General features: G+C 68.4%; 15 protein-coding genes. 10 read left to right on the forward strand and 5 right to left on the reverse strand.

What is annotated here, in order from left to right; translation table 11 throughout:
- Positions 1–108 precede the first annotated feature (108 nt).
- Positions 109–2079 (forward strand): putative bifunctional diguanylate cyclase/phosphodiesterase, encoded by a 1971-nt coding sequence (locus DFR49_RS01490; protein ID WP_425454900.1) that lies wholly within the window; start codon positions 109–111, stop codon positions 2077–2079.
- Positions 2080–2178: 99 nt separating this feature from the next.
- Here DFR49_RS01490 and DFR49_RS01495 read toward each other — a convergent pair whose 3' ends face one another.
- From DFR49_RS01495 to DFR49_RS01505, 3 genes are all read right to left on the reverse strand, one after another.
- Complete coding sequence (locus tag DFR49_RS01495; RefSeq protein ID WP_147373610.1) at positions 2179–2586, reverse strand: hypothetical protein; 408 nt, start codon at positions 2584–2586, stop codon at positions 2179–2181.
- Positions 2587–2652: 66 nt separating this feature from the next.
- On the reverse strand, positions 2653–4092 hold the full coding sequence (locus DFR49_RS01500) for an AMP nucleosidase (RefSeq protein WP_119034277.1): 1440 nt from the start codon (positions 4090–4092) through the stop codon (positions 2653–2655).
- A gap of 279 nt (positions 4093–4371) precedes the next feature.
- On the reverse strand, positions 4372–4854 hold the full coding sequence (locus DFR49_RS01505) for a peroxiredoxin (protein WP_119034278.1): 483 nt from the start codon (positions 4852–4854) through the stop codon (positions 4372–4374).
- A 118-nt stretch (positions 4855–4972) separates the two neighbouring features.
- Here DFR49_RS01505 and DFR49_RS01510 point away from each other — a divergent pair, with 118 nt between their 5' ends.
- The gene (locus DFR49_RS01510; RefSeq protein WP_119035217.1) at positions 4973–5533 is read left to right on the forward strand and encodes a YqgE/AlgH family protein; all 561 of its coding nucleotides are present in this window, start codon (positions 4973–4975) and stop codon (positions 5531–5533) included.
- A 150-nt stretch (positions 5534–5683) separates the two neighbouring features.
- Here DFR49_RS01510 and DFR49_RS01515 read toward each other — a convergent pair whose 3' ends face one another.
- Both DFR49_RS01515 and DFR49_RS01520 read right to left on the reverse strand, forming a co-directional pair.
- The gene (locus DFR49_RS01515; RefSeq protein ID WP_119034279.1) at positions 5684–6553 is read right to left on the reverse strand and encodes a sigma-70 family RNA polymerase sigma factor; all 870 of its coding nucleotides are present in this window, start codon (positions 6551–6553) and stop codon (positions 5684–5686) included.
- Positions 6550–6999: a carboxymuconolactone decarboxylase family protein gene (locus tag DFR49_RS01520; RefSeq protein ID WP_119034280.1), complete on the reverse strand. Its 450-nt coding sequence runs from the start codon at positions 6997–6999 to the stop codon at positions 6550–6552. Before DFR49_RS01520 ends, DFR49_RS01515 begins: the two co-directional genes overlap by 4 nt.
- Positions 7000–7231: 232 nt before the next feature.
- Here DFR49_RS01520 and ahcY point away from each other — a divergent pair, with 232 nt between their 5' ends.
- The 8 genes from ahcY to addA all read left to right on the forward strand — a co-directional run bounded on the left by ahcY (position 7232) and on the right by addA (position 22986).
- A complete protein-coding gene (ahcY, locus tag DFR49_RS01525) occupies positions 7232–8653 on the forward strand; it encodes an adenosylhomocysteinase (protein WP_425454901.1) in 1422 nt (473 codons plus the stop codon).
- 217 nt (positions 8654–8870) lie between these two features.
- The gene (locus DFR49_RS01530) at positions 8871–11954 is read left to right on the forward strand and encodes a TonB-dependent receptor domain-containing protein (RefSeq protein WP_119034282.1); all 3084 of its coding nucleotides are present in this window, start codon (positions 8871–8873) and stop codon (positions 11952–11954) included.
- 116 nt (positions 11955–12070) lie between these two features.
- Positions 12071–14416: a PAS domain-containing sensor histidine kinase gene (locus DFR49_RS01535; RefSeq protein WP_119034283.1), complete on the forward strand. Its 2346-nt coding sequence runs from the start codon at positions 12071–12073 to the stop codon at positions 14414–14416.
- Positions 14413–14859 carry a tRNA (adenosine(37)-N6)-threonylcarbamoyltransferase complex ATPase subunit type 1 TsaE gene (tsaE, locus tag DFR49_RS01540; RefSeq protein WP_211325790.1) on the forward strand — a complete coding sequence of 149 codons (447 nt, stop codon included), beginning with the start codon at positions 14413–14415 and terminating at the stop codon, positions 14857–14859. Before DFR49_RS01535 ends, tsaE begins: the two co-directional genes overlap by 4 nt.
- Positions 14856–15824: an aminoglycoside phosphotransferase family protein gene (locus DFR49_RS01545; protein WP_211325832.1), complete on the forward strand. Its 969-nt coding sequence runs from the start codon at positions 14856–14858 to the stop codon at positions 15822–15824. Before tsaE ends, DFR49_RS01545 begins: the two co-directional genes overlap by 4 nt.
- Positions 15821–16582, forward strand: a complete 762-nt coding sequence (locus DFR49_RS01550) for a nucleotidyltransferase family protein (RefSeq protein ID WP_119034285.1) — start codon at positions 15821–15823, stop codon at positions 16580–16582. Before DFR49_RS01545 ends, DFR49_RS01550 begins: the two co-directional genes overlap by 4 nt.
- The gene (gene addB / locus DFR49_RS01555; RefSeq protein ID WP_119034286.1) at positions 16575–19544 is read left to right on the forward strand and encodes a double-strand break repair protein AddB; all 2970 of its coding nucleotides are present in this window, start codon (positions 16575–16577) and stop codon (positions 19542–19544) included. The genes DFR49_RS01550 and addB overlap by 8 nt, the downstream gene beginning before the upstream one ends.
- A complete protein-coding gene (gene addA, locus DFR49_RS01560; RefSeq protein ID WP_119035219.1) occupies positions 19528–22986 on the forward strand; it encodes a double-strand break repair helicase AddA in 3459 nt (1152 codons plus the stop codon). Before addB ends, addA begins: the two co-directional genes overlap by 17 nt.
- Positions 22987–23032 lie beyond the last annotated feature (46 nt).

Below are 23032 nucleotides of genomic sequence, written 5' to 3' on the forward strand. Positions count from 1 at the left end.
AAACGAGAGCTAGGGCCTAGCTCGCGCCCGAACAACCCCGTTTGCGCATTGCGCTGGCCCGGTACGGCGTTACCAAGGGGCCGTATGCGCAAGGGGGGAGACGGGGTGTTGAGCGAGGCCGATGCCGCGCAGCCGGAACGGGCGGTGCCGCTGTTCGTGCTGTCGTTCCGCCAACGCGACGAACTTGCCGCTTCGGTATCGGGGGCGGGATGGCGCGTCGTCGCCGCACGGCGCGCCGACGATGCCGAGCGGCGCTTCCTCGCCAGTGGCGCGCAGATCGCATTGGTCGACGCGCGCGGCGCGCTGAGCGACGGGCTGGCGGCGGCACGGGCGCTGGGTGACATGATTGCGGCGACGGGCAATGCGATGCTGGTGCTCGTCTCGCATACCGATGTCGCGGCGCTCGGCGATTTCATCGAGGCGGGCGCGACCCATTTTCTGACGAGTCCGCACGGCGAGGGCGAACTGCTACAGGCGCTGCGCTGCGCCGAGCGCCATGCTGAACGGGTGGCAGGAAACCGCGCGGACGTGGTGCGCGCGGCGCCGCTCGGCTGGCACGCGCAGCCGGGCAGCAAGCGGATCGAGCCGACCGCGGCGCTGGCGTCGCTGATCGGGAATGGCGGCGCGCTGGCGTGGCGGACGGCGCTGGCGATGCTGGCGCCCGGCGAGCGGACGGCGGCGATCGCGAAGCTCCGGCAGCTTCTGGCTCAACCCGGCGACGCGACCGCGATCGTGCATGATCTGGCCGGGATCGGCCGCGTGGTCACGCACTTGCGGTCGGGCGCCGACGGAACGATCGAAGCGGTGGTCGAGCCGGTCGCGGTCGGGACCGCGACGACGACGCGCGACGCCGCGGGCGCGCGGCGCTGGCTCGACCGACGGCTGGGGGAGGGCGCGCCGATCGGGGTGGCGCTGATCGCGCTGACGCGGTTCGATCTGGTCAACGCCGCGCACGGGCGCGCCGCGGGCGATGCGCTGCTGGCGGCGGCGGTGGCGCGGATCGAGCACGTGACGCGCGAGGTGATGGGGCGGCGCGCGATCGTCGCGCGCGTCGGCGGGGCGGAGTTCCTCGTCGCGTCTGAGGCGCCGCACGCGCAATTGATGCTGCTCGCCGCGCAGCTTGCCGATCAGATCGGGCGCGCGTTTCCGATCGGCGCGCTGACGACCACGGTGGGATGTCGGATCGGGGTTGCGTGTCGGCGCGACGGTGACGACGCGGCGGCGCTGCTGCGCCACGCGAGCGAGGCACTGGCCGAGGCCAAGGCATCGGACGGGGCGACGATCCGCGATGCGTGCGCCGACGGCGAACCCGCCGCGCCGATCGAGGCGCTCGCGCTCGATTTGCGGCACGCGCTCGATCGCGGTGAGATCGACGTGCTGTTCCAACCGCAGGTGGCGATCGCGAGCGGCCGGATCGTCGGGGCCGAGGCGTTGGCGCGCTGGCGGCATCCGCGCTTCGGCGAACTGGGCGCCGAGGTGCTGTTCGCCGCCGCCGAGCGCGCCGATCTGGCGATCGCGCTGTCGGATCATGTCCAGCGGCTCGCGCTGACGCGGGCAGCGGCGTGGCCGGGGGCGCTCGCGCACTTGCGCGTCGCGGTGAACCTGACCGCGGCCGACATCGCGCGGCCGGGTTTCGCCGACCTGTTTCTCGACCGCGTCGATACCAGCGGTTTCCCGCGCCAGCGGCTGACGGCGGAGATCACCGAATCGGGGTTGATCGACGATCTCGGCGCGGCGGCGGCGCTGCTTGCGGCGTTGCGCAGCGCGGGCTTGCGGATCGCAATCGACGATTTCGGGACGGGCTATTCGAGCCTGGCGTATCTGAAGGCGCTGCCGCTCGATACGCTCAAGATCGACAAGCGGCTGTCGCAGGACATCACCGGCAGCGCGCGCGACCGCGTCGTCGTGCGCGGGGTGATCGACATGGCGCGCTCGCTGGGGCTGACGGTGGTCGCCGAGGGCGTCGAGACCGCCGAGCAGCTCGATCTGCTCGCGAAGGAGGGGTGCCAGATCTACCAGGGGTTCCTGTGCGCGGAGCCGTTGACGAGCGAGGCGCTGGCGGCACTGGTTGGGGGATAAGGTTCGTCATGCCGGATTTATTCCGGCATCCAACGGGCCACAATCATGCCGGTGCGGTCGTGGCGCGTTGGACCCCGGAACCAGTCCGGGGTGACGGGCTTATTTCTTGTCTGGAGTTGTTGCCTTGTCGATAGCACCCGCCTTGTCGTCACGCGGGGTGCTGCCGCGCAGCGCGAGCAGACCGCCGATCGCGCCGACCACCCCGACCGCGGCGGCGAGCATCGATTTCCAGCCGAGCGATAGCCCCGCCGTTGTCGCAGCCGATGCGGGCGGCGAGGGTGGGGCGGCTTTCGTGGCGGGCGCCGGGCTGGCGGCCGTCTTCGGTTTCGCGGGCGCCTTGCGCTTGGCAGGCGAGCGCTTGGCCGCTGGGGCCGTGCGCTTGGAGGCCGCGCCCGTGCGCGACCGCGCCGGCTTGGCGGCATCGGCGTGGCGTGGCGGCGCGCGGCGCGATCGCGGCTTCGGCGTTTCGGGCGGTGGCGGTGGCGGTGGGGTGGGTGTATCGGCCATCATATCCTCCTGTCATGCGCGCAACGCATCAACCGCGCGGGCGTTGCTCCGCATCAGTGAAAAGCCTCAGCGGAACGGCGGTTCGTTGAACGCGCGCAGCTTGCGGCTGTGGAGCTTGGCGCCTTCGCGGCGCAATTCCTCGCACGTCTCGATGCCGATCCGCATATGTTCGCTGATCGCGCGTTCGTAGAAGCGGTTGGCCTGGCCGGGCAGCTTCAATTCGCCGTGGAGCGGCTTGTCCGAGACGCACAGCAGGGTGCCGTAGGGCACGCGGAAGCGATAGCCCTGCGCGGCGATGGTGGCCGATTCCATATCGATGCCGACCGCGCGGCTGAGCGAGAAGCGCAGCGCCGAGCGCGAATAGCGCAATTCCCAGTTGCGATCGTCGGTGGTGACGATCGTGCCAGTGCGCAGGCGGCGCTTGAGCTGTTCGGCCGACTGGCCCGAGACGGTTTCGGCGGCACGCGCGAGCGCCTGCTGGACCTCGGCGATCGCGGGGACCGGGATTTCGGGCGGCAGCACGTCGTCGAGGACATGATCGTCGCGCAGATAGGCGTGCGCGAGGACGTAATCGCCGATCCGCTGGCTGGGGCGCAGCCCACCGCAATGGCCGATCATCAGCCAGGCATCGGGGCGCACCACCGCGAGGTGATCGGTGATCGTCTTGGCGTTCGACGGGCCGACACCGATGTTGACGAGGCTGATCCCCGAGCGATCGGGCGCGACGAGATGATAGGCGGGCATCTGGTGCCGCCGCCACGCGCTGTCGGCGACGACGCGCTCGGGGTCATCGCCCGCCTTGATCATCAATCCGCCCGCGCCCGAGAGCGCGGTGTAGCGATCGTCCGTGCCGAGCTGCGCACACGCCCAGCGCACGAATTCATCAACATAGCGGTGATAGTTGGTGAACAGGACGAAGCGCTGGACATGCTCTGGCGGGGTGCCGGTGTAATGCCGGAGCCGCGCGAGCGAGAAATCGGTGCGCAGCGCGTCGAACAGCGCGAGCGGCTGCGCGGCGTCCCCTTGCGTCCACAGGCCGTCGGATACCTCGTCGCCGATATGCGCCAGTTCGGTTGCGGGGAAATGTCGCGCCAGTTCGACGGCCGACACTTCGTCGAGGCTCATCTCGTGGCCCGGATCGATCACGTAGGGGAAGGGGATTTCCTGCCGCCCCGCCACCGCTTCGACCTCGATCTCGTAATCCTCCATCAGCAGCGTCAACTGCTCGGTGAGATAATCGGCGAACATCGCGGGCCGGGTGACGCTGGTACGATATTCGCCGGGCGCGACGAGCCGCCCGAACGACCGCAGCGGTGTCGGTCGATCATCGGCGCCGCCGTGATAGCGCAGGTGGATTTCGGGATAGGCGAAGCTGCCGTCGGCGCGCGACGCGGGATCGGGCGTAGTGCCGTCGATCAGATAGGCGTTGAGCGCGGCCTGGAGCCGCTCGACCGACGCGCGATAGAGGCGATCGAGTTCGGTGACGATGTGAGATGCGCGTGTCATCTTCTGCGGCTAAATCGTCCGCACCGATAAGACAAGTGTGGCCGCCGCGTCTGGGGGACTCACGGCAGCCACAAGATCGGAAATCGGGTTGGTCGTCCTGTCCTGAGCCTGCGATCGGCGACCGTTCGGGGGGAGCCCGTTTCCTTTCGATCGCGGCTTCGCGTGGGGATGACCAATCGCCGCGACGCCCGCAACCTCGAATCGAGGCGGCGAACGCCGGGGCGTTGTGTCCCCGCGACGAACGCAGGATTTCCGCGATTCAGGGCCTGATTCAGGCGCTCATGCGTTGTCGAGCAGGTGCTCGGCGGAACTCACCTTGAATTCGCCCGGCGCCTCGACGTTGAGCTGTTCGACAACGCCGTCGTTGACGAGCATCGAGTAGCGCTGACCGCGCGTGCCGAGGCCGAACCCCGATCCGTCCATTTCCAGCCCGACCGCCTGCGCGAACTGGCCGTTGCCGTCGGCGAGCATCGTCACCTTGCCCTCAGCCTGATTGGCTTTGCTCCATGCACCCATGACGAAGGCGTCGTTGACCGCGGTGCACGCGATCTCGTCGATGCCCTTGGCGCGTAGCGCCTCGGCTTTGTCGAGATAGCCGGGCAGGTGCTTGGCCGAGCAGGTCGGCGTGAAGGCGCCGGGCACCGAAAACAGCGCGACCTTGCGGCCCTTGAAGAAATCCTCCGAGCTGACCTGTTCGGGGCCGGCCTCGGTGGCCTTGACGAAAGTGGTGTTCGGCAGGCGATCGCCAACGCTGATGGTCATGTCGGGTATTTCCTCCTGATGGTCGGCCGCATGAGAGATGCGGTACACGGTAGCTTGGGAAGGCCGGGCCGATTTTCAAGCGTGGCCGCGCGCGACGCCACCCGTTATGGTCGCCCTCATGGAATCGAGCACCTATCTTACCGGCCAGTTCCTGCTCGCGATGCCCGGCATCGGCGATCCGCGATTCGAACGCGCGGTGATCGCGGTGTGCGCGCACGATTCCGAAGGCGCGATCGGGATCGGGCTCGGCGCGCGGATCGAGGGGCTGGGGTTGCACGACCTGCTCGGACAGCTCGACATCGCGCCGGGCGAGGCGCCCGACGTCCCGATTCATTTCGGCGGCCCGGTGGAGCCGCGCCGTGGCTTCGTCGTCCATTCGAAGGATTGGGGCGGCAAGGACACGATCGACGTTGCGGGGCGCTGGGCGCTGTCGGGCACCACCGATGTCCTGCGTGCGATCGCCGGTGCCGCCGGGCCGCGGCATTGGATCGTCGCGCTCGGTTATGCCGGGTGGGGTGAGGGGCAGCTCGAGGAGGAGATGACGCGTCACGGCTGGTTCTCGACCGCCGGTGACGTCGATCTGATCTACGCGACCGAGGCACGCGCGCGCTGGACGCGCGGTTTCGAGACGGCGGGGATCGACCCGCGGTTGCTCACCAGCCAGGCGGGGCGGGCGTAGAGCTTTGCGCCGTTGCGGGGACACGGTGGTTTCAAATCCGGCCTTCGTCACGTCTTCGTCACCCCGGACTTGTTCCGGGGTCCAACCCTCCATGAGCGTCATCGCTTGTTGAACTTTGGACCCGGAACAAGTCCGGGGTGACGGCGCGTTTCAGTGCATCTCGCGTTCGAGGTGCGCGAGCTTGTCGGGGTTGCGCATGACGTAGATCGCGGCGATGCGGCCGTCCTCGATCAGGAGCGCGGTCGTCTGGAGCAGGCCGTCGTGCTCGCGCGTAACGAAGCCCGGCAGGCCGTTGACGAGGCCGGTACGGACGATCTGCGCCGGCTTTCCGGCGAGCAGCCGCGCGATCGCGGCGAGCGAGCGCACTACTTCCGACAGCCCGCGCATGACGCGCGCGACCGCGGGGCGTTTGCCGCCGCCGTCGGAATAGAAGGTGACGTCGGCAGCGAGCAGTTCGCGCAGCGCGTCGGTATCGCCGGCGCGCGACGCGGTGAGGAAGGCCGCCGCGATCTCCTGCCCGTGCGCGCGCTCGACCGGGTAGCGTGGGCGCTCAGCGCGGACGTGGGCGCGCGCCCGCGCGGCGAGCTGCCGGCAGGCGGCGGGGTCGCGTCCGATCACGGCGGCGATCTCGTCGAACGACTGACCGAATACGTCGTGGAGCAGGAAGGCGGCACGTTCGAGCGGTGACAGGCGCTCCAGCGCGAGCATCAGCGGCAGTGTGACGTCGTCCTGTTCGTCCTCGGCCTCGACCACCGGTTCGGGCAGCCACGGGCCGTCATAGGCCTCGCGGCGCACGCGGGCGGCCTTGAGGTGATCGAGGCACAGCCGGGTGACGACGCGGCGCAGGAACGCCTCGGGTACCCGCACCGCGCCACGATCGGTCTCCGCCCAGCGCAGATACGCATCCTGCATCACATCCTCTGCATCGGCGATCGAACCGAGCATCCGATAGGCGACGCGCATCAGCATCGGGCGCAGGGGCGCGAAGCTTAGCGCCGGGTCGGAGGCCGTATCGCTCATGCAGCGAGGCTCTCATCGAACAGGTCGAAGCCGATCGCGAGCCGGTTCCAGCCGTTGATGACGTTGATCATCATCGTGAGCTGTGCCTGCTCGGCGGCGCTGAACTGCGCGGCGACGGCCTGATAGACGTCATCGGGCGCGCGCTTGTCGGCAACCTCGGTCAGATATTCGGTCCAGGCGAGCGCGGCACGCTCGCGGTCCGAGAACCACGGCGCCTCACGCCACGCCGACAGCACGTCGAGCCGCTTCTGCTGCTCGCCCAGCTTGCGCGCGTGCGCATGGTGCATGTTGAGGCAATTGGCGCAGCCGTTGATCTGCGACGAGCGGATTTTGACCAATTCGAGCAGATCGGGCTCGATCCCGGCCTTTTCGACCTGCTGCGAGAGCGCGAACCAGGCCTTCATCAGCTCCGGTGCGGCCTTGTAGGGGTTGGAACGGGTGGTCATCGTACATCTCCTGTCGGTGGGGGTCACAGGTATGACGATCGGGCGCCGCCGAATGTGACATGGCAGGGCAGGGCACGCAAAAAATTTCCACGAGCCGATCCTGCGACGAGATATAAAGATATCTTTATGTTTGATCCGGCGGGATGCAATCGCTATGTGCCGCGCATCCGGCGGGCGCGTGGGCGCCAGTCGACCCAACTCGAATCCTATCGAACGATCCAGGAGACACTGCGTGGCCACCGCCCCCGTTATCGAGCGCGAAGACTATGTGATCAGTGACATCTCGCTGGCCGATTACGGCCGCCGCGAGATCGACATCGCCGAAACCGAAATGCCCGGCCTGATGGCGCTGCGCGAGGAATTCGGCGCGTCGCAGCCGTTGAAGGGTGCGCGCATCGTCGGCTCGCTGCACATGACGATCCAGACCGCCGTGCTGATCGAGACGTTGACCGCGCTGGGCGCCAAGGTGCGCTGGGCGACGTGCAACATCTTTTCGACGCAGGACCACGCCGCCGCCGCGATCGCCGCGTCGGGCGTGCCCGTATTTGCGATCAAGGGCGAGAGCATCGCCGATTACTGGGATTACGTCGGCCGCATCTTTGACTGGGAGTCGAACGGCGACGGCGAGACCTGCAACATGATCCTCGACGACGGCGGCGACGCCACGATGTTCGCGCTGTGGGGCGCGCGCATCGAGGCGGGCGAGACGATGCCCGAACCCGAGAATGACGAGGAAGTCGAAATGCAGCGGGCGCTGAAGGCGTTCGTCAAGGCGAAGCCCGGCTACCTCACCGAGACGGTGAAGAACATCAAGGGCGTGTCGGAGGAAACCACCACCGGCGTCCACCGGCTGTATCATCTCGCCAAGGCAGGCAAGCTGCCGTTCCCGGCGATCAACGTCAACGACAGCGTCACCAAGTCGAAGTTCGACAATCTCTACGGCTGCAAGGAATCGCTGGTCGATGCGATCCGCCGCGCCACCGACGTGATGCTCGCGGGCAAGGTCGCGGTGGTCGCGGGCTTCGGCGATGTCGGCAAGGGCTCGGCACAGTCGCTTCGCAACGGCGGCGCGCGCGTGCTGGTGACCGAAATCGATCCGATCTGCGCGTTGCAGGCGGCGATGGAGGGCTTCGAGGTCGTGACGATGGATGAGGCGGTCAAGCGCGCCGACATCTTCGTGACGGCGACCGGTAATGCCGACGTCATCACCGCCGATCACATGAAGGCGATGAAGAACATGGCGATCGTCAGCAACATCGGCCATTTCGACAGCGAGATCCAGATTTCGGCGCTCAGCAACTACAAGTGGACCGAGATCAAGCCGCAGGTCGATCTGGTCGAGTTCGACGATGGCAAGCAGATCATCGTCCTCGCCAAGGGCCGACTGGTCAATCTGGGCTGCGCGACCGGGCATCCGAGCTTCGTGATGTCGTCGAGCTTCACCAACCAGACGCTGGCGCAGATCGAGTTGTTCACCAAGCCGGGCGCGTACAAGAACGACGTCTACGTGCTGCCCAAGCACCTTGATGAAAAGGTCGCAGCACTTCACCTCGAAAAGCTCGGCGTGCATCTGTCCAAGCTCAGCCAGAAGCAGGCCGATTATATCGGCGTGCCGGTCGAAGGGCCGTTCAAGCCCGATCACTATCGTTACTGATCCGTTCCGGGCGGCTCGATTCCTCGGGTCGCCCGGACGCTGTTGCTGCGGCGCAACAGCGCAATGAAATCAAGAACATGCCCTTGCAACGACTCGGGTGTGGGCGCCTAATGCAAGCCGCCTGGGGGTAACTCGCATCGCGAGGAGACGCCCGATGACTACCCCTTGTTTTCCGTTAGCTTCGCGGTTTTGTGCTTGTTCGCTATCCGCCCTGGCCGTGGCGATTGCCACGCCCGCGGCCGCACAGGCGACCTCCGATCAACCTGTCGTCGCGGCGTGCCCTGACGGCACCGTCGCGAGCGCGGACGGTACGACCTGCGTGGCAGATCCCGCCCAGACCGACGAGGCTGCGTCGCTGGACGGCGACGCGACCGCCGACGACAGCACCGGCGGCGACATCGTCGTCACCGGCTCGCGTATTCCGCGGCGCAATATCGACACCGGCCAGCCGACGCTGGTGCTCGATTCGAACACGATCGAGCAGCGCGGCTACACCAATGTCGGCGATGCGCTCAACGACCTGCCGTCGTTCGGCGTGCCGGGCAGCAGCCGCGTCGGCGGGCAGGCCGGTGCGTTCGGCTCGGGACAGAATTTCGTCAATTTCTTCGGGCTGGGCGACCAGCGGACGCTGACCGTCGTCAACGGACGGCGCTTCGTCAGTTCGAACACCAGTTCGATCTTCGGCCCGACGGGGTCCGGATCGCAGGTCGATTTCAACGTCATCCCGACAATCATCGTCGATCGCGTCGAGACGATCGCGGTCGGCGGCGCGCCGATCTATGGCTCCGATGCGATCGCGGGCACGATCAACGTCATCACCAAGCACGATTATCAGGGCATCACGCTCGACGCCCAATATGGAATCAGCGAGGCCGGCGACGGGCGCGATTTTCGCGTCCGCGGCCTTGCCGGTTACAATTTCGCGGGCGGGCGCGGCAATATCACCGTGGCAGGCGAATATAACCAGGAAGCGGGGCTGACCAATTTCGCGCGGCCCGGCAAGCGACTCAACAGCTTCTTCACTACCCCGCTCGACGATTCGCCGTTCGACAACGTCTATATCGGCGATCGGCGGTTGCCGTCGCTGAGCCCGTTTGGCGTGCCGCTGGTTACCGATTTTATTCCGCTGTCACCGGCCCAGGCCAGCGATTTCGGGTTCCAGCCCAGCGTTACCGACGCCCAGGGCAATCCATTGGCGTTCGACGTCAACGGCAACCTCGTTCCGATCAATTTCGGTCAGCAGACCGGCAACCTGCTCAACTTCAACGGCGGCAACGGTTTCGTGCTGCCGGGCAACCTGTTGACGCCGGTGCGGCGCTACCTCGCCACCGCGCTCGCCGATTTCCAGCTCACCTCCAATCTGCGGCTGTTCGCGGAAGGGTGGTACGCCAACAGCCGGGGCGAGCAGCTTCGCGACCAGCCGGTCTACAACACCGCCCTGTTCGGCAATGCCGGCGATCCCGACGGCAATCTCATCCTCAGTATCGACAATCCGTTCCTGAAGCCCGCGGCGCGCGACGCGATTATCGCGGCGCTGGCGAGCAATCCTGACTCGGATTCGCAGGACACCTTCCTGTTGGGACGCGCCAACACCGATCTCACCTCGGGCGCCGGCGCCTCGACGGTCGAACTCTATCGCTTCGTCGGCGGGCTCGACGGGACCTTCCATGCACTCGGCAAGGAGATGAATTTCGAGGTGGTCGGCAATTACGGCCGCTCGACGACGCAGGGCCGCGAGCGCGTGCTCGTCCAGCAGAATTTCGAGAATGCGCTCAACGCCGTGCTCGATCCGAGCGGCAATATCGTCTGCGCGCCGGGTTACCAGAATGCGCCCATTGAAACGCTCAGCAGCACTTGCGCACCGATCAACCCGTTCGGCCAGCAGATCTCGCAGGCGGCGCGCGATTATGTGACGACGATCGCCAATCCGCGCGCGGTCAACGAGCAATGGGTGGTCACCGCATCGGTGTCGGGCGAATTGTTCGATATGTGGGGCGGCGGCGTCGGCTATGCGCTCGGCTACGAGCATCGCGACGAGAAGGCGCGGTTCGATCCGGGCACCTTCTATTACGGGATACCCGATCCGAACGACCCCACCGGCGAGCGCGCCCAGTTCGGGCGGTCGGTGCCGATCGACCCGGTGTCGGGCGGGTTCAACACCGACGAGTTCTTCGGCGAACTGCGCCTGCCGATCATCGGCCCGTCGCAGGATATCCCGTTCGTCCATGCGTTCGAGCTGCACGGCGCGGCGCGCTATATCGATAATTCGCTGGCGGGATCGGACTGGACCTATACCGGCGATGCGCGCTGGGAATTCGTCCCCGGCCTGGCGGCGCGGGTCAATTACACCCGCTCGGTGCGCGCGCCCGCGGTCACCGAATTGTTCAATCCGTCGAGCCAGATTTTCACCACCGCGGACGATCCGTGCGATGCGCGCTTCCTCAACGGCGGGCCGGACCCTGCGACGCGGCAGGCGAATTGCGCGGCGGCGGGGCTGCCGAGTAATTTCGAATCGCATATCGTTGATGCCACGGCACGCGGCACGCTTTCGGGCAATCCCGATCTGCATAACGAGAAAGCTAAGGCGCTGACCTTCGGTGTCATCCTCGCGCCGCGTTTCCTGCCGGGGTTCAACGCCACTGTCGATTGGGTCGATATCCGGGTGAACGGCGCGATCGAATCGCTCGACGCCGATCAGGTGCTTCAGGGGTGTTACGACAACGCGTCCTATCCCTCGCCGCTGTGCTCGAATTTCACGCGCGATGCCAACGGCCAGATCACCTTCATCGAAACCGGCTTCGCCAATGCCGCGTCGCGCAAGTTCCGCGGGCTCGTCGCGCAGATCGGCTATCAGCACGACACGCCGTTCCTCGGTGCCGACAGCTCGATCAACCTGTCGGCCAATTACCAATATACCGACAAGCTGGTCGTGCGCATCGGCGAGGGCGCCCGGACGACGCTGCGCAATTCGATCGGTTATTCGCCGCACAAGGGGACGCTCAGCCTGGGCTACACCAACGGCCCGTTCAACTGGTCGTGGCAGTGGCTGTATTACGGCAAGACCAAGATCGATCCCGATTCGCCCGATTCGACCTATGAATTCCCGAAGGTGCCCGCGACGAGCTTCTTCAACACCACGGTCGGCTTTGACGTGAACGATCATTTCACCTGGCGCCTGATCGTCAACAACGTGTTCGACAAGGGGCCGCCGTTCCCGGTGCCGGCGGCGGGCGGCTCGGTGACGTATTTCGACGCGTTTTTCGGCCGCAGCTTCAAGGTGGGCGCCAGCGTCAAGTTCTAAGCGAACGGGAAGCCGGGGTTTGATGACTGGCTTCCTTCGCGCTGTGCTGTTTGCGAATGATGTGCCTTCGCTTAAGGCATGATCATGGACATCAACGGCGGCCGCGGCGTGGCGCGATGACGGAGATCGATTGGCAGGTCGTCCTTGCGGGCGCCGCATTGTTCGGCATCCTCGCCGCCGCGATCGCGATGCTGTTCGCCGGGCTGCGGGCGGCGCGGGCAGCGCGGCAGTTGACCGCCGATCACGCGCGGCTCGAAGCGATGCTCGCCGCCGCACCTGCGCTTGCCGTCGTGGTGGGCGCCGACGGCCGGATCGCCCCGCCCGAGCGGCTGACCGGGTGGCTCGGGCTGACGGATAGGCCGCGCTATCTTTCCGAACTGGGCACGAGCGAGACCGGGCTGAGCGACGACGACCTCGCGACGCTGATCCACGAAACCTCGGCGGCGCAGAAATCGGGGCGCGGATTCGACCAGGCGGTTCACGCGCATGGGTCGGACCGGACGCTGATGATCCGCGGCATGCGCGCGCCGGCGGGCGTCGATGGATCGGGATCGGCGCTGTTGTGGTTTTTCGACGCCACCGAAATGCGCGCCGAGGCCGAGCAGGCGGAGGCCGAGGCGGCACGGTTGCGCGAGGCGTTCGAGGCGTTGACCGGGCTGATCGAGGCCGCGCCGCTGCCGATGTGGTATCGCGGCCCGGACCTGCGGCTGGCGATGGTCAATTCGGCCTATGTTCGCGCGGTCGAAGGAAACGATGCCGAGGATGTCGTCGCGCGCGGGATCGAACTGGTCGAGGGCGCCGGGCTGGGCGGGCCGCTGGCGGGCGCGGCCAAGGCGCGCGACACCGGCGAACCGCACGAACAGGCGATGCCCGCGACGATCGACGGCGCGCGGCGGATGCTGCGCATCCACGATATCCCGCTGCCGATCGGCGGCGTCGCCGGCTTCGCGGTCGATATCGACGAACTCGACCAGACGCGTACCCGGATGCGGCGGCTGGGCGAGGCGCAGCGCACGATGCTCGACCGGCTGTCGGCGGGTGTCGCGCAGTTCACGCCCGAGCGCACGCTTGCCTTTTGCAACCTGCCGTTCCGCCGCCTGTTCGCGATGCGCAACGAATGGCTTGCCGACAAGCCCGAGTTCGATCGTGTGCTGGAGCGGATGCGCGAGGCGAACCGGGTGCCCGAGGTGCGCGACTTCCCGCGCTGGAAGGCCGAGCGGCGCGCGTGGTTCAACGCCGACGAGGATACGATCGAGGAGCATTGGCACCTGCCCGGCGGCACGCATTTGCGGATGCTCGCGCAGCCGCTGCCGGACGGCGGGCTGCTGCTGGTGTTCGAGGATCGCACCGAGGAGGTGCAGCTTGCGAGTGCGCGCGACACGCTGTTGCGCGTGCGCACGGCGACCTTCGACAATCTGTTCGAGGCGCTCGGCGTGTTCGCCGCCGACGGCCGGCTCCAGCTCTGGAACAACCGTTTTCGCGAAGTCTGGGGGTTCGAGCACGATTTCCTGGCGGCGCATCCGCGCGTCGATGCGCTCGCCGAGATGGCTGCGCCGAGCCTTTCCAACCCGGCGCGCGCGTCGCTGATCGGCGAACTGGTGCGCGCGGCGACGGTCGAGCGGCAGCAGCGCAGCGGGCGCGTGGGCTTTGCCGACGGCCGCCATTTCGAATTCGCCGCGGTGCCGCTGCCCGACGGCAACGCGCTGTTCACGATGCTGGACATTTCGGACAGCCGGCGGATCGAGCAGGCGCTGCGCGAGCGCGCCGAGGCGCTGGAGGCTGCCGACCGCGTCAAGACCGCGTTCGTCGCCAATATGAGCTACGAACTGCGCACGCCGCTCACCTCGATCAGCGGTTTCGCCGAGATGCTCCACGGCGGCTATGCGGGGCCGCTGAGCAAGGAAGTCGATTCCTACGTCGCCGCGATCCTCGATTCGACCGCCAAGCTGGGGGTGCTGATCGACGACGTGCTCGGCCTGACCCAGCAAGCGGCGACCGCGCCCGATCTGGCGCGCGGCACCGTCGATCTCGCCCAGGTCGCACGCACCGCCGCGGAGGCGCTTGTCCCGTTCGCCCGCGAGCGCGCGATCGACTTCGCGATCGAGATCGATCCGTCGGCGGGCAAGATCGAGGGCGATGCACGGCGGCTCCAGCAGGGGATCGAGCATATGCTGCGCCATGCGATCGCGGGTACGCCCGAGCGCGGGCGCGTGCTGCTGCATACCGACGGCAACGATCAGACGGCGCGGATTGTCGTTTCGGACAACGGACCCGGCATGAGCCGCGAGGCGATCGGCCATGCCTTCGATCGCCCCGCCGCCGATAGCCGCGCCCCCGCGGATCGCGGGCTCGGGCTGGGGTTGCCGCTCGCGCGGCAGATCGTCGAGGCGCATGGCGGCACCGTCAAGCTGATCTCCGAACCGGGAGAGGGCACGCTGATCGTCGCCGAGCTGACGCGATGACGATCTTGCTCACCGATGTCGCGGCCAGTGAGGCGCTGGGCGCGCGGCTCGCCGGGCTGGTGCGGGTGGGCGATGTCGTCACGCTCTCGGGGCCGCTGGGCGCGGGCAAGACGAGTATTGCGCGCGGGCTGCTCGCGGCGCTGGGGCTCGAAGGCGAGGCGCCGTCGCCGAGTTTTGCGATCGTCCAGCCTTATGAGCCGCCCGAGGTGGCGCTGCCGGTGCTCCATGTCGATCTGTACCGGATCGAGTCGGTGGCCGAGATCGACGAACTGGGGCTCGACGAGGCGCGCGGCGATGCGGTGCTGGTGATCGAATGGCCGGAGCGCGCGCCGGGGCGTTGGCCCGATGCGTTTGCATTGACGCTCGCTGTCACCGCAGATGGCGCACGATCCTTGACAGCCAACGTGCCCGCGCCTTGGAAGGACCGATGGTTCCAGACATGATTCCCCCGGCCACCGCGGCCGCCTTCTTGGCAGCACACGGATGGGGGGACGCCGCGATCGCACCGCTGGCCGGCGACGCTTCGTTCCGCCGCTATTTCCGCGTGTCCGGCGGCAAGGGCCGCGCGGTGCTGATGGATGCGCCGCCGCCGCACGAAGACCCCCGGCCGTTCCTCGCGATCGCGCGCTGGCTCGGCGAGCGAGGCTTTGCCGCGCCCAAAATCCTCGCGGACGATGCCGCGGCGGGGCTGGTGCTGCTGGAGGATTTCGGCGACGTGCGGATGCGCGAGACGGTCGACGCACGGCCGGAGGCGGCCGATAGTCTCTACGGCGCGGCGATCGACGTGCTGGTGGCGCTCCACAAGCACCCGGCGGGGCCGCTCAGGCCGTATGACCGCGCCGAATTGCAGCGTGAAGCCGGGCTCTTCGTCGACTGGTATTGCCCCGCGGTCGGGCTGACCGTCGATGGCGAAGGCTATCGCGCGGCGTGGGACGCGGTGCTCGGCGTTGCGCTCGACCGTCGCGAGACCGTCACTGTGCTGCGCGATTACCATGCCGAGAATCTGATGTTGATCGATGACGGCAAGGGGTTGGGGTTGCTCGACTTTCAGGATGCACTTGCGGGGCACCCCGCGTATGATCTCGTATCGCTGCTCCAGGACGCGCGGCGCGATGTCGCGCCCGAAATCGAGGCGGCGATGCGCGAACGCTATGCGCGGGCGACCGGGGCGGGGGATGATTTCGCTGCCGCTTATGCGGTGCTCGGCGCGCAGCGCAATGCCAAGATCCTCGGCATCTTCACGCGGCTGTGGAAGCGCGACGGCAAGCCGCGCTACGCCGCGATGTGCCCGCGCGTGTGGCGCTATCTGGAGCGCGATCTCGCCGATCCGGCGCTGGCACCGGTCGCCGACTGGTTCGCCGCCAACGTGCCCGCGGCCAAGCGCGGCGACCCGATGGAGGTGGCATGAGCGCGAAGCGGACGCTGGCGTTGCGCCCCGATCCGGGCGGTGTGGTGCCCGAGACGGCGATGGTGATGGCGGCCGGGCTCGGCAAAAGGATGCGGCCGCTGACCGCGACCCGCCCCAAGCCGCTGGTCGAGGTCGCGGGGCAGCCGTTGATCGATCATGTCTTCGATCGGCTGCGATCGGCGGGCGTCAAGCGCGCGGTGGTTAATGTCCATTATCTCGCCGATGCGCTCGAAGCGCATCTCAGGAACCGCATCAAAGGCATTGAGATAATTGTATCGGATGAGCGTGACCGCCTGATGGAGACGGGCGGCGGGCTGATGCATGCGCGCGATCTGCTGGGCGACGCGCCGGTGCTCGTCGTCAATAGCGACAATCTGTGGATCGACGGCCCCACCGACGCGATCCGCGAGCTTGCCGCGGGGTGGGACGATTCCCGGATGGATGCGCTGCTGCTGCTCGTGCCGCTCGCGCGGGCGAACAACCATCGCGGGAAGGGCGATTTCCGGCTGGCGGCCGACGGGCGGATCACTGGCCGGCGCGGGCGCAACCGGGTGGCGCCGTTCGTCTTTACCGGCATCCAGATAGTGTCGCCGCGGCTGCTGGTCGATGCGCCCGAGGGGCCATTTTCGACCAATCTGTTCTGGGATCGCGCGATCGCGGCCGAGCGCGCATATGGCCTCGTCCATCAAGGGCTGTGGTTCGATATCGGTACTCCCGAGGCGATCGGCGCGACCGAAGCCGTGATCGGGCATGGCTGATCGGGCCAGGCCCGCACTGTTCACGATTCCCGCGCACCGGGCGTTCGCCGATGCGCTTGCCGCCGGGCTGATCCGTCGTTTCGGCAAGGACCGGATGGCGCTGGCGCGCGGGCTGGTGCTGCTGCCGAGCAATCGCGCGCAACGGAGCGTGCGCGACGCCTTCGTGCGGGCGAGCGGCGGGGCACTGCTGTTGCCGCGGCTGGTCGCGATCGGTGATCCCGAACTCGACGAGGCGGCGGGAGCGGCGCTCGATCCGGTTGATGACGCCGAGCCGATCCCGCCCGCGGTCGCGCCGATCGAGCGGCGGATGATCCTCGCGCGGCTGGTCGAGGAGGAGCGCGCGAAGGCCGGACAGCCGATCGACGCCGCCGAAGCGGTACGGCTGGCGGGGGAACTGGCGCGAACGCTCGATCAGTTGCTGGTCGAGGATGTCGCGCCCACGCGGCTGCGTGATCTGGCGATGGCGGAAGAATTGTCGTCGCATTGGCAGCGGTCGCTCGATTTGTTCCGCATCGTGCTCGATCGCTGGCCTGAGGAATTGCACCGGCTGGGGCGGATCGATCTTGCCGAGCGGCGGACGCGGCTGATGGCGCGGCTGGCGACGCGTTGGCGCGCGGCACCGCCTGCCGGCTTCGTCTGCGCGGCGGGGGTGACGACGGCCTCGCCCTCGATCGCGCGGCTGCTGCGCTGCGTTGCCGAACTGCCGCAGGGGCTGGTGGTGCTGCCGGGTCTCGGCATCGATATGCCCGAGGCCGAATGGCAGGCGCTCGGGCCACACGAACCCGATCCCGTCACCGGGCGCCGCGCGCGCTCGATCGAGACCCACCCGCAATTCCAGTTGAAGCTTCTGCTCGATCGGATGGGGATCAACCGCGGCGAGGTCGAGACATGGCGCGAGGGCGGGGGGCATGATGCCGGCGCGATCCGGGGTCGGGCGGTCGCCAATGCGCTCGCGCCCGCCGATTTCACCGGCAAATGGACCGGGCTGGCGGGCGCCGACCGGCGGCTTACCGACGTCACCGCGGTTGAACTCGTGACGCCCGCCGAGGAAGCCCAGGCGATCGCGCTGGCATTGCGCCAGGCGCTGGAGGAACCCGGCAAGACCGCCGCGCTGGTGACGCCCGATCGCGCGCTGGCGCGGCGCGTGGCGGCGCATTGCGCGCGCTGGAACATCGCGATCGACGATTCGGCGGGACGGCCGCTGTCGATCCTGCCGCCGGGAACGCTGCTGATCGCGCTTGCCGAGGCCGCCGCGCAGCATTTCGCGCCGGTGGCGCTGCTCGCGTTGCTCAAGCATCCGCTGGTGCGCTTCGGCCCCGATCGGATCGGCTGGCTCGATGGCGCGCGGGCGCTCGATCTCGCGCTGCGCGGGCCGCGTCCGGCGCCCGGCCTCGACGGGATCGACGCGCATCTCGCCGAGGGCGACGAGCGTACCCGCGTGGTTCGGGCGCGTGCGCGCGAATGGTGGCGCGACGCGCGGCCGCTGCTGGAGCCGATCGGGGCGGTGTTCGACGATGGCGTGCAATCGCTTGGTGCGTTGCTCGCGGCGCTGCGCGAGGCGTCGATCGCGCTCTGCGGCGATGCCTTGTGGGCCGGCCCGGCGGGACGGGCGCTGGCCGAATGGTTCGCCGAACTCGAAGCACGCGCAGCGCTGGGGCCGCCCGCAATCGCGCCCGAGAGCCTTGCGCCGCTGGTGCGGACGCTGCTCGATGAGACCGCGGTGCGGCCGCCGCAGGGCGGGCATCCCCGGCTCGCGATCTATGGGCTGATCGAGGCACGATTGCAGACCGCCGACCTGATGGTTCTCGGCGGGCTCAACGAAGGAATCTGGCCGGGCCAGCCCGCGCCCGACCCGTGGCTGGCGCCGCGTATCCGCGCCGAACTGGGGCTGCCGGGGCTCGACCGGCGGGTCGGGCTCGCCGCGCACGATCTGGCCGAGGCGCTGGGCGCCCCGCAAGTGCTGCTGACGCGCGCGCGCCGCGATGCACGGTCGCCGGCGATCCCCTCGCGTTTCTGGCTGCGGTTGGAAGCAATGGCGGGCGAGCTGGTACGCGCGCCCGGGCTCGAGGTCTGGGCGCGCGCGCTCGACGATCCGGGCGAGCACGCGCCCGAGGCCCGCCCCGAGCCCGTGCCGCCGCCGGCGCTGCGCCCGACGATGATCTCGGTGACCGAGGTCGATCGGTTGAAGGCGGACCCTTACGCCTTTTACGCGCGGCGCGTGCTGCGGCTGATGCCACTCGATGCGGTCGATGCCGATCCCAGCGCGGCATGGCGCGGGACGGCGGTACACCGCATCCTCGAAATCTGGACGCGCGAGGACGATTGCCGCGTCGATGCGCTGCGCCCGCGTGCGTTGACGATGATGCACGACGCGCGCACGCACCCGATGCTGCGCGCGTTGTGGTGGCCGCGGCTCGATGAGGCGATCGGGTGGATCGGGCAGGCGATGGCCGCGCAGGCCGATGAGGGCAGACGCGTGCTCGCCGCTGAACTGCGCGGCAAGATCGACCTTGCCGGGGTGACGTTGAACGGCACCGCCGATCGGATCGATCGGCTCGGCAGCGGCGGGATCGGGATCGTCGACTACAAGACCGGCAAGCCGCCCTCGGCCGCAGCGGTGCGCGCGGGGTTTTCGATGCAGCTCGGGCTGCTCGGGCTGATCGCCGAGCGTGGTGGTTTTGCCGATATCGTCGGCACTGCCGAGGCGTTCGAATATTGGTCGATCAGCAAGCGCGGCGGGCAATTCGGCTATATCGCCACGCCGGTCGATCCGGCGGGCAAGCGCGATCGCATCCCGACCGCCGATTTCACCAGCATCGCCGCGCACCATTTCACCGAGGCGGCGCGCGACTGGTTGACGGGCACGCGCGGCTTCACCGCCAAACTCGTCCCCGAATACGCGCCTTACGCCGAATACGACCAGTTGATGCGCCGCGACGAATGGTATGGCCGTGAGCGCTGACGGCATCCGCACCTTGCCCCGTCTGCTGGGCAGCCAGGCGCGCGCGAGTGCGCCCGACGCGCACGTGTGGCTGTCGGCCTCCGCAGGGACGGGCAAGACGCAGGTGCTAGCGGCGCGCGTCTATCGGCTGTTGTTGCGCGGGGTCGATCCGGGGGCGATCCTGTGCCTCACCTTCACCAAGGCAGGCGCCGCCGAGATGGCGGGGCGGATCAGCGCGCGGCTCGCGGCGTGGGTGCGAATGCCCGAGCGGCAGGTGAAGGACGACCTTGCGGCGCTGGGCGAGAACCCGCTCGACCGCGATTTGATCGCGCGCGCGCGCACCTTGTTCGCCAAGGTTCTCGATGCGCCGGGCGGCGGCATTCGCATCCAGACGATCCACGGCTTCGCGCAGAGCCTGCTTTCGGCCTTCCCGATCGAGGCGGGGCTGGTGCCCGGCTTTCGCCCGCTCGAGGCGCGCGAGGAAGCGGTGCTCGCGCGCGAGGCGCTGGCCGAGATGCTGGTCGATGCCGAGCGCGAGGGGCGCGGACAGGTGATCGACACGATCGGGGCGCTCAGTTTGAGGCTTGGAGAGGGTGGGGCCGAGGGGTTCCTCACCGCTTGCGCCCATGCGCGTGCCGGGTTGTCGACGCTGCCCAACGGCGGGATCGCGCCGTTCGTGCGGCGTGCGCTCGATCTGCCCGCCGGTAATATCGAGGCGGTGCTGGCGGCGGCGTGCGGCGACGATGCGTTCGATCTCGCATCGCTGGCAACGGTGGCCGCGATGAACGCCGCGTGGGGGACCAAGAACGGGCTTGCACGTGCCGATATCATCGCGGCGTGGCGCGGGCGATCGGTGGAGGATCGCGCGGCGACGCTCGGCGAGTTGCACCTCGTTTGGGCCAAGGCCGACGGCGAGATCCGCTCGTTCGGCAAGGGGCAGGCGCCGCAGGAGGAGGGCTATGCCGAGGCGGCGAGCCGGCTGCATGAAGTCTGTGCCGAGTTGATCTCGATGCGGGCGCGTGCGGCCTATGCCGATCTGCTCGCCGCCGGGCTGGAGGTGGGGCGGGATTATGCCGACCGCTATGCGCTTGCCAAGCGCCGCGCGGGGGCGGTCGATTTCGACGATCTGATCGGCCGCGCGGTCGCGCTGCTCGAACAGCCGGGGATGGGTGAGTGGGTGCGCTACAAACTCGACCAGTTGACCGAACATATCCTGATCGACGAAGCGCAGGATACCAACCTCGCGCAATGGACGATCATCGCGAGGCTCGCCGAGGAATTCTTCGCGGGCGAGGGCGCGCACGGCGATCGGGCGCGCACGTTATTCACCGTCGGCGACTTCAAACAGGCGATCTTCGGCTTCCAGGGCACCGATCCGCTCAATTTCGCGTGGGCGGGGCGGCATTTCAAAGCATTGGCCGATGCGGCGTTCGATCCGCTGGCGGGCGATGGTGTGCCGTTCGAGCGGCTGTCGCTGACGCAATCGTTTCGATCGACTCGCCCAGTGCTCGAATTCGTCGATGCCGCGATCGACGCGGTGGGGGCGGCGGCACTGGGTGAGATCGGCGAGATCGAAACCCATGCCAGCGAAGTGCCCGGGCCGGGGCGCGTCACCTTGTGGCCCCCCGTCAGCGACGATTCCGGCGACGCGGACGAGGACGAAGAAGGCTGGGTGGGCGATGCCACGCGCGCACTGGCGGGCAAGATCGCGCGCAGCGTGCGCGAGATGATCGACGACGGCACGCTCGCGAGCAAGGGGCGACCGATCCGGCCCGAGGACGTGATGATCCTCGTCAAGCGGCGCGGCGAACTGGCGTCGCTGCTGGTCGCGCGGCTCTATGCCGAGGGCGTGCCGGTGGCAGGCGTCGATCGGCTGCGGCTCAATGCGCCGCTGGCGGTGCAGGATCTGCTCGCCGCGGTGCGCTTCGCGCTCCAGCCCGAGGACGATCTGGCGCTCGCAAGCCTGCTGGTGTCGCCGCTGATCGGCTGGAGTCAGGACGAATTGATGCACGCCGCCGCGCCGCGCCCGGCGCGGATGCCGTTATGGCGTCATTTGCGTGCGACGCAGCCGGCGGAGCGGCTCGCGCCGCTTGAGGCGATGCTCAACCGTGCCGATATCGCCACGCCGTACCAGTTTCTCGAGGAACTGCTCACCGGGCCGCTCGACGGGCGGCGCAAGCTGATCCGGCGGCTGGGGCAGGAAGCGTGCGACCCGATCGAGGAACTGCTCGGCGCGGCGCTCGATTTCGAGACGCTGTCGGCGCCGTCGCTTCAGCTTTTCCTCGACTGGTTCGATCGCGGCGACGTCGAGATCGTGCGCGACCCGTCGGCGCCGCTCGATGCGGTGCGGGTGATGACCGTCCACGGTGCCAAGGGATTGCAGGCGCCGGTGGTGATCCTTGCCGATGCGACCGCTGATCCGGCCTCGGCGCGGCGCGATATCCTCAACTGGAAGCCGGGGGATGCGCGCGATGCGATCCCGATCTTCCGTCCACGCACGGCCGAACGCGGAGGTGAGATCGCGGACCTCGCCGAGCGGGCCGAGGCGCGCGAGTTGGAGGAACATTGGCGGCTGTTCTACGTCGCGGCGACGCGCGCTGAGGAACAGCTTGTTATTGCCGGCGCGTTAGGGCCGCGCGCGAAGGGGGTACCGCCCGAAGCGAGCTGGTATGCCGCCGCCGACCGCGCCTTGACCACGCTGGGCGTGCCGGTGGCGGAAGGCGAGGCGCGCGGGTTCGAGGGACTGGTGCCGCAGCCGCCGGTCGCCGCCAAGGCCAGTGAGGCGCTGAGGGCCGCCGCGCAGCCGGATCTTCCCGATTGGGCACGGCGTGCGGCGCCGGTGGAGGCGCGGCCGCCGCGCCCGCTCGCGCCGTCGGCCTTGGGCGAGGACGATGTCGCTGATCCGCCGCCCGGCCCGGCGATGCGCGCTGCCGCCGAGCGCGGGCGGCTGATTCATGCGCTGTTCGAGCGCTTGCCGCCGGTGCCCGCACCGAACCGCGCGATAGCGGCCGATCGCTGGCTGCGCGAGGTGGGGCAGATATCCGACTCCGGCGAACGCGATGCGTTGGCGGCGACGGTGCTGGCGGTACTCGACGATCCGCGCTTCGCCGCGCTGTTCGGGCCGGATGCGCTGGCCGAGGCCCCGGTGACCGCGGTGATCGGCGACGGGTTGGTGGTCGCGGGGACGATCGACCGGCTGCTCGTCACCGACGACGCGGTCGAATTGATCGACTTCAAGACCGGGCGGCGCGTGCCGGCAACGATCGATGACGTGCCGGTTTACCACTTGCGCCAGATGGCGGCCTATGCCGAGGCGCTGCGCGTGATCTTTCCCGATCGCCGGATCGGCGCGACCTTGCTCTACACCACAGGGCCGGCATCTTTCACGCTTCCCGACGCGCTGCTGGCCCGCCACAAGCCGGGCTTGACGGCAGCGCAACAAAGCTTCGCATCGGGCGCTTGAGCAACCGCTTCCGCCTGCCTACCTTAGTTTTCAAAGGAGACGCCCT

It is taken from the genome of Hephaestia caeni, assembly GCF_003550065.1.
GTDB lineage: Bacteria > Pseudomonadota > Alphaproteobacteria > Sphingomonadales > Sphingomonadaceae > Sphingomonas > Sphingomonas caeni_A.